A 12,739-nucleotide genomic window follows, 5' to 3' on the forward strand; every position below is an offset into this window, starting at 1 on the left:
AAAAGCCAAAAAATTTTGTGTGGGCTTTTAAAAACCCCACACTAAACGTTCTAAATCCTTTAAACTTCTTACTTCATCCTTCCAATTTGGAATTCGTACCTGAATGTTTAAATTGCTGTATTGATGGAGCAGCATTAATGCAGTCAATTGATGACTCAACACGTTTGTCAGTTCATGAGGCAAATAACCATAAGCCATTAAAAACGTACGTAACAATTGCTTGTCACCTTGTATGAGGAAAGCACCTGGACCAAGTAAATCATACTCTGGTAAGCCAAGCATTGCATCACCAAAATCAATCAATCCACTGATATGCCAAATACCATCCGCTTGCTTCACTAAAAAATTCATCGGAGTATATTCCCCAGTTAAGATGACTGGTTTTTTGATCTTTGGTAATGACTCTTTGATTGAATCAAGATAAGCAGGCAACTGTTGCAGTAAAGTCGGCGAAAGTCCTTTAGTTCGATGTTGCTCCACGCAACGCGTCATTTGTTTTTCAAGAAATTGCGTCCAATAACAATCAATAGCCTCAAGCCCGTCCGTGGGTAAAGTATGAACTTCTCGAATGAGCGCACCTAATTCACGAAGAATGATCAATTTATTATTGTGGCTCATTGTTTCCCAAAGAGTCTCTAGAAGTGTTCCTTCAAGTTTGCTGATGATAAGATAAGGCCAGCCAAATAGTTCCCCCTCATACTCAAGAGAGGGGGTTTTTATCGAAAGCTTGCCATCCACATGCTTTAATACTAATCGCTCACTTTCAAATTGACTTAGATGAAACGGCGGGAAAATTTTAATCACTTTGCTATCTCCATACGAAAAGACGATATTTGTCCCTTCAGAAAATAGCGTTAATGATGCTTCTGTTAGTAGGTGTCTATGAATAATCGCTCTAGCCAAATCTTCTGCAATATGTTGCTTGAGTTGTTCATAATCTTCGAAACTATGGATAGTAGCGAGTGTTTGCTTTAAAGTTGCGTTATCCATCAATTTAGTCCTGCTCTCTTTATTTTAATTCATTTTGATGTTTTCTGGCTAATTGTAACACTTTATTAACAGAATCTAATCTTCATTGATACATTGTTGTTTAACTGATAAAAACTCTAAGATTTTTCAATAACTAATTCCAACTCCATATTTCGAATTTTTTCATAATCTAATAAAATTGACTTGCGGTTTCCAGCCAAGCCAACAATTCCAATACTCGTTAGATAATCTACTGTTTGTGGCACCAAATCGCCATTTTTAAACCAAATATATTCATTAAGAAAAGTCGGCAATTTAGAAATGTCAGCGAAAACTTCAACATTCGCTATTTTTCCTGCTGCAGGTGATTTCAAAAAAACGGGGATCACCGTTTTTTTAAATACATAGTTTTTTGTTGCGACATCCCCTTCAGTATAAATCTCAACTAATTTATCTGCTTGACTGCTACCAGTAGCTTCTCGAGCAAAGCCAACAACCGGGCCGCCACACATTCTGGCACCTGTTTCTATGAGGCGAGGCCCATCTTTAGTGAGCATGATTTCATTGTGGGCAGCTCCCCAGCGAATGCCCAAAGCATCTAATGCTTTTTGAGTATAAGCAAATAATTCACCGTACATTTCTTCACTGTAAGGCACAAATTCAACGTAGTCGTAAACCGTTTGGCGATCATTAAAGGATGTTTTATTGTATTTAATTAAATGCGTTAAATAATGTTTTCCATTGGCACTCACAGTACCTACAGCAAACTCCGTCCCAATAGCCAATTCCTGCACAACAACGGTTTCGTTCATTTTGCCAGTAAGCTTCGATGGTTCAGATAAAACTTGGTTGAACGCCTTTTTCCAATCACCTCTTGCTGGAATGTGGAAGACCTTATCGCTACCAGCAGATATTGGGGGTTTAATGATTAGTGGCGAATCACTCAATCCGTTGGTTTTAATCCAGGTTTCAACTTCACTTTCAGATGCAGTATTGAGTGTCTTAAGGGCCGGGACTCCTGCTTCTTGCAACGCTTTTTGCATCAGAGCCTTGTGTATTCTATTCAATGATTTTTTAGGATCATTGGCAAACTGAGGAGTTAAAGCAATAGCCAAATCGTCCGCAAGAGGAACCCCTTCCTCAGCACCAGGAATAATGGCAACCGGGTCGTACTTTCTAAGCACCTCTACAAGATTTGGTTGAACGGGAATAATTTCCAGAAAGTCAGAGGTATGGATTTTCGTTCCAAATCCACTCCAATCTATAGTCCTATGCGTGACTGCAATAGCCGGTATTCCTCGCGCTTTAAACGCAGGAGCCAGCTCTATTCCTGATGATACCGGATCGACAATAACCACGGGCCTATTCATATGGGGACGGTCCGGGACGGACCCGGTCCGTCCCGGACCGTCCCCAAATAAGGATTCAATTTTATCTAGTGGCGCAGCTGATTGAATGTAGGAATCAGGTCTTACTAAAATTGCTTGGTTTTTATATGGGGTGTTACTGGCCCAAAAATTTTCCTGGTCTTGGTTTGGAGAAATCTGCATGACGTTGACCCACGCAGGAACCCTTAGATCCAATTCACAATGTCCGAAGAGGAGTAAGGTGAATTTCCTATAGTCCAGAAGGGAGTAAAGTCGTGTTTTGACCAGACCGTTGAAAATCTCAAAATCAAAGAGCCGAGAGCCCCGAAGTCCTCCATCTCCATACCGAACTCCCATCCCAGTAATATTCCCAGCACGCTTTTGTACAATCTTTACGTAGTCTTGGGCGTGAGTCCCATTAAGTGAATACTTAGTCGAACGGACAAGCTCACCTGAAGTCCCAATCACATCGTGAGCTACTGGTTTTCGCTCGTCTTCATAACTTTGTAACAATTCTTTGGGGGCTCCGAAATGCAGTACCATGTTTAACTTCCACATGAGATTAAATGCATCAGCAAGACCGGTGTTGAGGCCTTGTCCACCGTTTACTGAATGAATATGGCATGCATCGCCTGCAAGAAAAATACGATTCTGCACGAAGAAATTCTCGGCGACAGATTCCTTAACCGAAAATTGTGAAAACCAAACAATCTTCTTAAAAGATAAGATATGAGGCTGCATGGCATGATTGATTTTGTCAATTGCGTCGTTCAAGGTAAAGTCTTTAGTATCCATTCTTACGTAAAACCTGTCGATTTCACCTTCCCTGGGAATCCAGGCCACATCGGATGTTTCTGCCTGAAAGACAATGATTTCAGGAACTTTGGGGAAATCTGTGGCGATAATGCCATCGATTACAGCCCATACTATTTGCGGGCGTATGATCTCAAAAGGTATTGCAAAGTGATTGCGGACAAAGGAACGTGCACCATCTGCACCAATGACATAACTTGACTGAATACGCTCTCCATTTGAAAGGGTCGTGAGACATCCCGTCATATTAAGCTCAATCCCTACAATAGATGTTGAACGTTTTACTGCTGCTGCAGTCTCTTTCAATTTCTCATCTAACAGCTTTTCTATATAGGACTGATCCAGCATAAGAAAATGTTTATGCAAACAACCTTCCAGTTCCTCCCACCAGGATGATTGTCGGGAAATGAATTTTCCGTCTGCCCAAACAGAACTGGTGTTGCAGGTTTTTCCTAAAGGATAGAGTTCATCGAATAAATTGACTAACTCAAGAAGCTGTAACGTGCGCGCGTTAAACGCATCTGCTCTGCCAACCTCTAAAGGGCCATCAGACTTATCAACAATAACAGTCCGGATACCACATAGTTGGCCCAGATAGGCACACATGAGGCCTACCGGACCAGCGCCAATAATTACAACGTCTGCAACGTGCACACTCATTCGTACGACTCCAGGCCAGGATTATCAAAAGGAGGATTACTCAAAACATGGACTCGTTGAATATGACGAGGAGACTTAGAGACAAATCCTTCTCGACCATGTAATAGTGAAAAATTATCTGCAATGACAATATCTCCAGTTTGCCACTCATGGGCATAGAAATTATCCGGTGAATAAAGCGCTTCTTCTATGCTTCGATGGAAGACATCTAACTCTTCATGGTTAATACCAGTAAATTCAAGATCGGGTGGGTTTACAAAATGCCCTTTATCTGCAGAGGGAGGTTCATTGTAGCGAATTACGAAACCATCATTTTGAGGATGCTTAGTAATAATGGGAGATACCGTCTTACTCTTATAAAATTCCATTGTTCTTTTATAGGTACCAGTCACCTTACTCCAAAGATCTTTCACCTCAGAAGACGCACACTTTAAAGCTAAAATGGTATTTGAAAAAGTTGTCCTTCCACCATGTCCAGGCAAAGGCGCTTTCACGCAATGAAAAATCTGATATTCAGGAACTTGAGGTCGATACATACCATCCCAATGGAGTGGCATGTAACTGTGATCAAAAATGTGATCTTCCGGAGCTTCTTGCTCAATTAACTCGAGTACTTTTCCAAATGGCCAAAGACTAACCTCTCCCCAGAGTTCGCAATAGTTAGAAAAATCCTCGGCATTTTGAAATGTAGCAAACCCTCTTAATACAACGAGTTGATTCTCCCTAAATAAAAGACGCAAACGCTCTATATCCAGATCGTTCACCTTCATCTTTTTGCGCTTAGGCTCCAAGAGCACACCAAATGGCTTTAGGTAAGTCACTTTATAATTCATATCACACCTCCGCCATTAATTGATAATGACTATGCCGCCCATCAGCAGAATAAATTAATTTTGCACCTAAAGCCTCGGCTTCTGAGCGCTTCAGCAAGACATATCCCTTCTTGCTTTCAACAGCAACGCCATGCCAAGGGGTCATCCAGCTTTCATTTCCTATTAAACGAACTCCTAATTTTTTTGATCCACACGTTTGTGGATGAATGGACAAGCGAACTGCCCCAGGAAAGTGTTCGAAAATTAGTGTACTCCAGGCATTACTTCTTCTGATGACCTCATATGCTTTAGCACGAGATTCTTTTTGAATCGCAGAACGACTTTTTGTTTGGCCCGCGTGCATGGCGTCTTCAAACAAAAAGCGGGTGATCCCACTGTACATACGATTTGCTTCTTGTTCCTCAGAACTTGCTGAGGGTTTTGCACCGTTGCGGACCTTGAGCTTAAGAAACTCTAAGGACTGTCCATAGCTTTTCATGAGTTCGTCACGCATTTGCGTATAGTGCAGTCCCTTATAAAAGTAATCAAGATTGAAAATTGATATGTCTGAGAGGGACATTTCCTTTATTAGTCGATCCAGCTCAACATGATAAGCAGTCACATTACTTTCTTGCATTCCAATCACATCACTAAAAACCCTTCCATCGGAACACAGAATAATTTTAATTCCTGGGGTATAAAATTCTTTTATTTTTTGACACAGTGTTCCCAAAAAAATAAGAGAAAGTCGTTCCGCATGATCAGGCAGAGGGCCCAGAACTTTTTCAGGATTGGGGGACTTTCCTGGGAAGGCCGGTAATATAAAAGTGACCGGTTCACTTTTTTTAACTGCTGAAATGATGTTTGGCAAATGTGGCGAAGCGCACTTTGAACACCCCCTACCACATAAGCTAACGGCTTCCGGGACACGACGAAAAATCATTACTTCAGCTAATATTCTTTTGGCAACTTCCATAGAAGAGTCGCTATTTAAGGATTTTTTAAGTGCGTAATCTTTAGTGTAATGATTCTCTGTAATTAAAGTGAACGCTGTATTTTTCATTTTCCTGCCCTCCTGAAAATAAAGAGTACAGGCCTTCAAAAGATAATTAAAATGATTTATTTCAATGATTGTGATAAATTTTATTTATACCTAATATTCAGTTGATGATTTATGTCTTTACTGTTGGATGATATAAAATACTTTATTGCTGCGAGTGATACGCTCAATATTACAAGAGCTTCCGAAATTATTGGGATATCTCAACCTGCGCTTAGTTACTCCATCAAGAGATTAGAGAATAAACTGGGCGGATTGCTATTTATCAGGCTTAAAAATGGGATCCAACTCACGAAGCTTGGAGAAGAGTTTAAGCAACGTTCCCATCGACTAATCTATGAATGGGAACAGGTCCAAAATATAGCGAATCCTGAGTCAGGCTTTGTTCAAGGGAACTATACCCTTGCTCTCCACCCCTCGGTCGCTCTGTACGCGCTTAAATATTTTATGCCAAAACTTCAAGTTGAATTTCCAAAACTTGACTTTAATTTTATTCATGGCCATTCAAGAGAGATGACTGAAAAAGTAATCAGCTGGGAAGCCGATTTTGGTATTGTTGTGAACCCCATACAACATCCTGATCTCGTTATCATCAAGCTATCTACTGATGAAGTCTCAGTCTTTTATGCCAAGGATGCCCAAAATAAACTTATTTATGATAAAAAGCTTGCCCAATCCCAATATATACTGAAACAAATTGATAAAAAGACCTCTTTTAATGGCGTGATTAACTCAACAAGTCTTGAGGTTATAGCCAAACTAACAGCCTTGGGCCTTGGATATGGTATTCTCCCTTCGAGGGTCACACATCAATACAAACATCTTAAAAGATTAAACAATGCGCCTGTATTTAAAGATGAGATTTGTTTAGTCTACAGGCCCGAAAAACATAACAATCCTGTAAGTAAAAAAATTATTCAAATTATTAGAGCAACTATAAACAATGATAACGTTTGATTTATAATCATATAAGAAGCTCCTATGTACCGTGATTTGTCCACAGCACATAGGAGTTCTGTAACAATCGTCAACATATTCAAATTTGTCCCCATAAACTTGAAATTTAATTCCGGCCCGCCATAACCCCACCATCAACATCCCATACAGCACCTGTAACCCAAGATGCTTTTTCGGAAAGAAGAAAGCAGACGGCTTCTGCCACATCATTTGATGTGCCCACGCGGCCAATGGGGTGAAATGCATTAAAACTAGTTAAGGTTTCGTGTATCTTTTCTTTAGGAATAAATGCATTGTAAATAGGAGTTTCGACTACAGCTGGAGATATTGCATTGACTCTAATATTATAAGCCGCCAACTCCATTGCCAAATGTTGTGTAAGAGAATGCAATCCTGCTTTAGCCATAGAATAGGCTGAGGATGGGGTTGCCTTTATCGCTTGCTTTGCCCACATAGAACCTATATTAACAATAGACCCACCGCATTTTTTCATACTACTCTTAACGACCTCCTGGGTAATAAAAAATAGCCCCTTATTGATAGCATGGTACTGATCAAAATCAGAAAATACATGATCTTCAAATAATTTTGGTGCAAACGTTCCTGCACTATTAACTAAATAATTAATGGATAGATTTTGAATTTCCTTCATAAAATGACTTAATTGCTGGGGATTGGTGATATCACATTGATAGGACGACACCTCTCCCATTGCCGCTAATTCCCTTCTGGTTTCAGATAATTTGCCTTCATCACGACCAACAAGGATCACTTTTCCCTTATTAAGCAGAATGAGCCTCGCAACCTCTTTGCCTATGCCGCTACTGCCGCCAACAATAAGTGATGTTTGGTTCGTTTTCATTTTTTCTCCCATTAAGACTACCTACTAAATGGTAGGTAATTTACTTAAAAAAATAAGCTCACAATTATAATTGTCCGCTTACCCAGTTATTTGATTTGCCGCAATTGATGCATCAGTGTGTCACAATTGGCATCAAAAGCTTTTGTGTCGTTCATAATTCGGCTTATCAGAGTCGCGCCTTGCAATGAATTAATGATCTGCCATGCTATACCGCTAACGCTATTTTTTGAGCGGCTTGGATATTCGTCAGTTAATACTTTAGAAAGCCATGCGACATTATCTAAGAAAAATTCTTTAACAATCGCTTGAAGCTCTGGCTCCAAGGTTGCAAGATCGGAGGCTAACATGCCACAAAGACATAACCTATCCTGTTTCAACACATCTTTATATAAAGAAACATAGCGGTTTATTTTCCCTTCCAAACTTTTTTCTAAATCGATCTCATCCAAAGCAAGGTTAAATAGTTCCCTATAACGCTCAACAACTGCTATTCCCAAGTCAGCTTTTGTTGGGAAATAATGGTGAATACTCGCTTTACGGATGCCGATTAAATGTGCAATATCCGCATAGCTAAAGCCGTTAAAGCCTCTTCGCTGGATCAGTTCTTGAGCACAATTCAGGATTTCTGTTTTCTTAGATGTTTTCATGAAAAGTATTCTACTAGTAGGTAGGCTCGTTGTCTATAATTTTTTAATTACGCCGTTATAAGTAAAAAAGATAAGGCTTCCGCGCTATTTCTTCCATGATACTTCAGGCCAAGCTCAAACCCTGATGGATCGTCAGTTTTTTAAACAATTCATCGGTCCGTTAATGAGTACCAGCAGGCGTAACCTGATTACTGATACCAAACTTAGATGCGCACTACGTGTCGGTACTCAGGTGCAATGCATCGCGTCTTTGATCCAAGTTCACTTAACAACTTTTGAGTCGCCATCAATTTGGTATCGACAACCTGATCGGTTTCATGATGGTCGTTATGATGCAAGATAAGTTGCTTTACATGGGCCAAATGTGCGAATTCAGCTACCTGCCTAGGACATGAGTGTCCCCAGGATACACGCCCTGCATCGTATTCTTCATCGGTAAACGAGCAATCGATAATTAAAATATCTGAACCCATCGTAAACTGAATGAGATTACGTACAAAATCGGCATTATATAAGTGATGTGATTTATCATATAACTCATTATCAGTGATATAGCTTATGATTTTATTATTGTATTGAATTTTATAACCATAGGTTACACATGGATGCTGAAGTGCGATTGTCGATATCCTGATATTATCAATTTCAAGCTTTTGATCGGCGATTAAATCGTGATAGGAACGTATTGATGGTAAATTATCAATCTTAACCGGAAAATAGATGCCATCCATCAGTCCTGATAATAATTCATGAACGCTTTTTACTCCTTGTGGCGGACCATAAAAATTAAATCGATTTTGAGGATGGTATAAGGGTTTAAAAAAGGTTAATCCGTGAATATGATCCCAATGTTGGTGCGTGATAAAAATATCCGCTTCTATGGGATTTTGTTTTTTAGTGATTAACTCATCACCTAATGGGATTATTCCAGAACCTGCGTCTAATATGATAGTGCGTTCATTGACAAAATTTAATGTGATGCATGAAGTGTGTCCACCATATTTGATAAAGTTTTCCCCTGGCGCTGGAAATGCACCTGTTACCCCCCAAAATTCCATATCAATCTTGTCTTCAATAATGCGGTTAAGCTGCTTGGTAAATAATTCCATCTGGTTCACTTGATAAATACAACCCTGCGCGCCTAATTTATATGGACTTATGTTTTGCCTGCTGGGATCTAAGGATAAAAGAACCACTTTATATTTATTTGAATTACAAAGCTTTTTAATCGTTTCAGTTAAGGTATGCTCGATTAATATATAGTCAGGTTTGAGCTTATTCACTTGAACAAGCACATCAGCCGCATCTGCTGTAGAGAACATTTTATGTCCTGATGCGTTCAATTCGTTTGCAATTAACTTAATTATATTGGGGTCTTCATGGACCACATAAAAACATAATTGCTTCTGAGTATGAATTTCCATATCTAAGTAAATTTCATCATTTAATATATGAATATTATGGCATATCAGGAAAAGAAAGATATTTAAACACGCGTTAAAAATCAAATAGACTCATTTTGTTAGATGTAGTTACAAGTTCTTTGATTTGTGTCAAGATCCTACCAATCAATTACTAATACCCTAACTGAGAGTAGCCATATTAATACATTAAATGAATACGTAACTCCTTTTTAACGCAACTTATAGTTAATGGATTAACCAATGATAAAATACTTAAGAAGAAATTTAGTTGTTGCATTACTATTGATAGTTCATCAAAGTGCTTTTTCAGCAAGTAGTCAGTTTTTTAATGTTTCGGCAACGGGCGAACCAGCAAATCTCAATATTACTCTATGTTTAAATGGTAAAGGGCCAGCATCCTGTCAGGATTATAAGGTCTCAGCCTTAACATTAACCCTATTTACAACCATACCCAATCATACCTATTCATTTGCTGGAATTAAAATCAATACCCCAGGTTATGTGTTGTCTGGTTGTACAGCTAGCAACAACGGTTATTGCCTATTCACGGTCAGTGATAAAACTGCGGCCAATATTGTGGCCATGAAGAACAATAATGCCCCATGGTATCCTTCTATAGAAGCGTTTGAACATTATAATTCTGGCCGTTCTCATGTATTTTCTCAGGCGAGCTTTGGTGGTTCAATGGATGGTAATAATGTAGTCCATACCCTTAATTCGTCCACAAGCTATCCATCCGGTTATAACATGTCGTATCTTAATTCTAATTATGCGTTCATCTATGGCGGTGGTTATGGTGATGTTCCAGGCTCGATTGGTGCCTATGTCGCGCGAGTAAATCCCATAACACTCCAACCCATTTGGTATAATCAATTAATTAATACTTATGAAAATGGAGAATGGGATTATCCCGGTTCATTAGGTATTTTAGATGATGGATACCTTTATGTGAGCTACGGTTACCGATTAGCAAAGATTAATCCCGAAACAGGGCAGGTCATTACAACATTAGTACTTCCGACTGGGCGTGGACTTCCTAAAAACACGTCATTCAATGGTTTCAATGCTACGGCAGATGGAACTATTATCATGAAGTCAGTATATCGCCAAGCCGGGTGTACTGTTCAAGGTCCTGACGCTTTATTGCAATGCCCAGATCCAACAGATGTACCTCCTTCAATTTTAATCTCAGTTAACCCGAAAACTATGCGAGTGATTGACAACATCACTCTGCCTGCACCCGTAGGTGCAAGGCCAACAGTGACTCAATATAAGAATAAAAATTATGTTTATTTACTTGAAGCAACAACTGCTATTCGCTATGTAGTTGAACGAGGCTTCTTCATACAAGATAGTTCATGGAACCCTGGCACCATCACATTGCCCGGCCAAACGCTGTGTACTTCTTTTGTGGTGATCAATGATTGGGTCGTAGCACAAACAAATACGCTTCCTTCAGGAACAGCATTAAGCGTCATTAGCATTAACCAAAATAATGCAGTGAATCAATTTTCTATTCAGCCATTTATAGGAGATCCTATCCCACCGGAGATTAGTGCAGCATTTTCTACCGCTACTGCGGATAAAGGACAAGCAATAAGCTGGGCTCCTATGTCTGTTTCTGGTGATCCTGCTACTAACTTAATTTATGCAAGTGATTCGTTACCAGGAAAAATTGCTGCCATTAAAATTTCTGAAAGCGGGTTAAACATAATTTGGACCGCTGATCAAAGAACCACTGAGTTCACCACACTTATTAACCCCACAGAAAGTCGTGTATTAGTTGGTACTGACATTCCGACTGGAGAGATTCCTGGTAATAATCACAATGATTTCGCAGTTTGGAGAAATGCTCTAACTGGCGTGGAAATCGCGCGATCACCGTTACTTCCTGCAATGACTCAAGGTACCATGATCCAACCGTATTACTTTGGAGACATGTTTTTCGAAGGTCAATCAGGGACTTTGATCAAGTTATCCCCCTTATCAACAAACTCCTCTATAAGGGATAAGTAACTGGTTAAACACATCATTGCTTAATTAAGACTCCTTCATGAATCAAAGAGCTAGGATAAAGAATTACCTCATCTCCTGGCTTTAAACCTTTTTCTATGACCGCCAGATCTGGATTATGATGTTCTATAACAACTTTCTGCTTATAAGCTCTATGTTTCTTCACAACAAAAACAGCCCAATTTTCTTCATCTCTAAATAAAGCACTCATTGGTACAACCAGGGAATGAACCGATTCAAAAAGAATGATTTCTACATCTACCCTATAGCCATCTCCGAGGTTCTTCCATAATTCATGTGGTGTGATTATATCAATAATGACATTAACTCGTTGTTCTTCGACTCCAAGCGCTGATATTTTCGTATAACCACTGGGTTCAACAACTCGCACGCGACCTTCCAAGGGATAAGAACCACCCCATCGTTTTATCATTACTTTTGCATAAGGAGGTATTTTTGCTGCATCCTCGCTTAATATATCAGCTACGACTTCAAGACCCACAACATTAGCAATTTCCATAATTTTTGTACCAGGCTCAACAGTAGTCTCACTTTTTTCAATAACTCTTAAAACTGAACCAGCAACAGGAGAGTGAATCTCAATCTTGTCTTGCGGATTTTTTTCATTATCTACTGTTCCTGAGAGTGATGCTTTAACTTTTAAAATATAATGCTCTGCTGCATGCAGTTTTCGCAATGCAGCATTATATTCTTTTTGTCTTAATTGATATTCCAATTGGGTATGTTCTAACTCTGTTTCCGAAACAAATCCTTTTTTTACCAATGGCTGTTTTCTTTTTAAATCCGACTCGGCGGTCTTAAGTGCTGCTTCAGCACGAATCGACTCTGCGTTAGCCTGCTCATATAACGCTTCGGCAGTACCCAATTCTTGCTCTAATTCTTGCTTTGTCCGAATATCAAGCAAGACTGGGATTTTGGGTTGAATGATAGCAATTACTTCATTTTTATTTACTTTATCACCCTCAGTGAGATTAATGCGTACTAGTTCGCCAGAAACTGGAGAAACAATAGTATATATTTTTATAGCACGTGTTTTTGCATCATCTTCAATGTATTACCCTGGCGTCTAAAAGTTGATTATTCCCATGCAGCATATTTAGTCTCATTTTTCTTAAAAAAATTCATAATTTTAAA

The 12,739-nt window shown here is 39.3% G+C and carries 10 protein-coding genes and 1 pseudogene; 2 read left to right on the forward strand and 9 right to left on the reverse strand.

Annotated elements, in window-relative coordinates; all coding sequences use genetic code 11:
* Positions 1–27: 27 nt before the first annotated feature.
* From Lstg_RS07590 to Lstg_RS07610, 5 genes and pseudogenes are all read right to left on the reverse strand, one after another.
* A complete protein-coding gene (locus Lstg_RS07590; RefSeq protein ID WP_058477067.1) occupies positions 28–990 on the reverse strand; it encodes a phosphotransferase family protein in 963 nt (320 codons plus the stop codon).
* Between the two features lie 116 nt (positions 991–1,106).
* The gene (locus tag Lstg_RS18135) at positions 1,107–2,339 is read right to left on the reverse strand and encodes an ATP-grasp domain-containing protein (RefSeq protein ID WP_058477075.1); all 1,233 of its coding nucleotides are present in this window, start codon (positions 2,337–2,339) and stop codon (positions 1,107–1,109) included.
* A 99-nt stretch (positions 2,340–2,438) separates the two neighbouring features.
* Positions 2,439–3,809, reverse strand: a pseudogene (locus tag Lstg_RS18140) (FAD-binding protein); the annotation flags it as partial.
* Positions 3,806–4,642, reverse strand: coding sequence for a TauD/TfdA dioxygenase family protein (locus Lstg_RS07605; protein ID WP_058477068.1), 837 nt, complete (start codon positions 4,640–4,642; stop codon positions 3,806–3,808). The gene Lstg_RS07605 and the pseudogene Lstg_RS18140, both read right to left, overlap by 4 nt.
* Position 4,643: 1 nt before the next feature.
* Complete coding sequence (locus tag Lstg_RS07610; RefSeq protein WP_058477069.1) at positions 4,644–5,684, reverse strand: L-tyrosine/L-tryptophan isonitrile synthase family protein; 1,041 nt, start codon at positions 5,682–5,684, stop codon at positions 4,644–4,646.
* 111 nt (positions 5,685–5,795) lie between these two features.
* On the opposite strand from Lstg_RS07610, the gene Lstg_RS07615 reads away from it, so the two are divergent.
* The gene (locus tag Lstg_RS07615) at positions 5,796–6,638 is read left to right on the forward strand and encodes a LysR family transcriptional regulator (protein ID WP_058477070.1); all 843 of its coding nucleotides are present in this window, start codon (positions 5,796–5,798) and stop codon (positions 6,636–6,638) included.
* A gap of 106 nt (positions 6,639–6,744) precedes the next feature.
* Here Lstg_RS07615 and Lstg_RS07620 read toward each other — a convergent pair whose 3' ends face one another.
* From Lstg_RS07620 to Lstg_RS07630, 3 genes are all read right to left on the reverse strand, one after another.
* Positions 6,745–7,500, reverse strand: a complete 756-nt coding sequence (locus Lstg_RS07620) for an SDR family NAD(P)-dependent oxidoreductase (protein WP_115324596.1) — start codon at positions 7,498–7,500, stop codon at positions 6,745–6,747.
* Between the two features lie 86 nt (positions 7,501–7,586).
* Entirely contained in the window at positions 7,587–8,147 is a 561-nt protein-coding gene (locus tag Lstg_RS07625; RefSeq protein ID WP_058477072.1) for a TetR/AcrR family transcriptional regulator, read from the reverse strand.
* Positions 8,148–8,350: 203 nt separating this feature from the next.
* Positions 8,351–9,571, reverse strand: coding sequence for an MBL fold metallo-hydrolase (locus Lstg_RS07630; protein ID WP_115324578.1), 1,221 nt, complete (start codon positions 9,569–9,571; stop codon positions 8,351–8,353).
* A 240-nt stretch (positions 9,572–9,811) separates the two neighbouring features.
* Between Lstg_RS07630 and Lstg_RS07635 the strand changes: the two genes are divergently transcribed.
* The gene (locus tag Lstg_RS07635; RefSeq protein ID WP_058477074.1) at positions 9,812–11,587 is read left to right on the forward strand and encodes an SMP-30/gluconolactonase/LRE family protein; all 1,776 of its coding nucleotides are present in this window, start codon (positions 9,812–9,814) and stop codon (positions 11,585–11,587) included.
* Positions 11,588–11,600: 13 nt separating this feature from the next.
* Here Lstg_RS07635 and Lstg_RS07640 read toward each other — a convergent pair whose 3' ends face one another.
* The gene (locus Lstg_RS07640) at positions 11,601–12,656 is read right to left on the reverse strand and encodes an efflux RND transporter periplasmic adaptor subunit (RefSeq protein WP_115324579.1); all 1,056 of its coding nucleotides are present in this window, start codon (positions 12,654–12,656) and stop codon (positions 11,601–11,603) included.
* Positions 12,657–12,739: the final 83 nt, after the last annotated feature.

This window comes from Legionella steigerwaltii, from assembly GCF_001468065.1.
Lineage (GTDB): Bacteria > Pseudomonadota > Gammaproteobacteria > Legionellales > Legionellaceae > Legionella > Legionella steigerwaltii.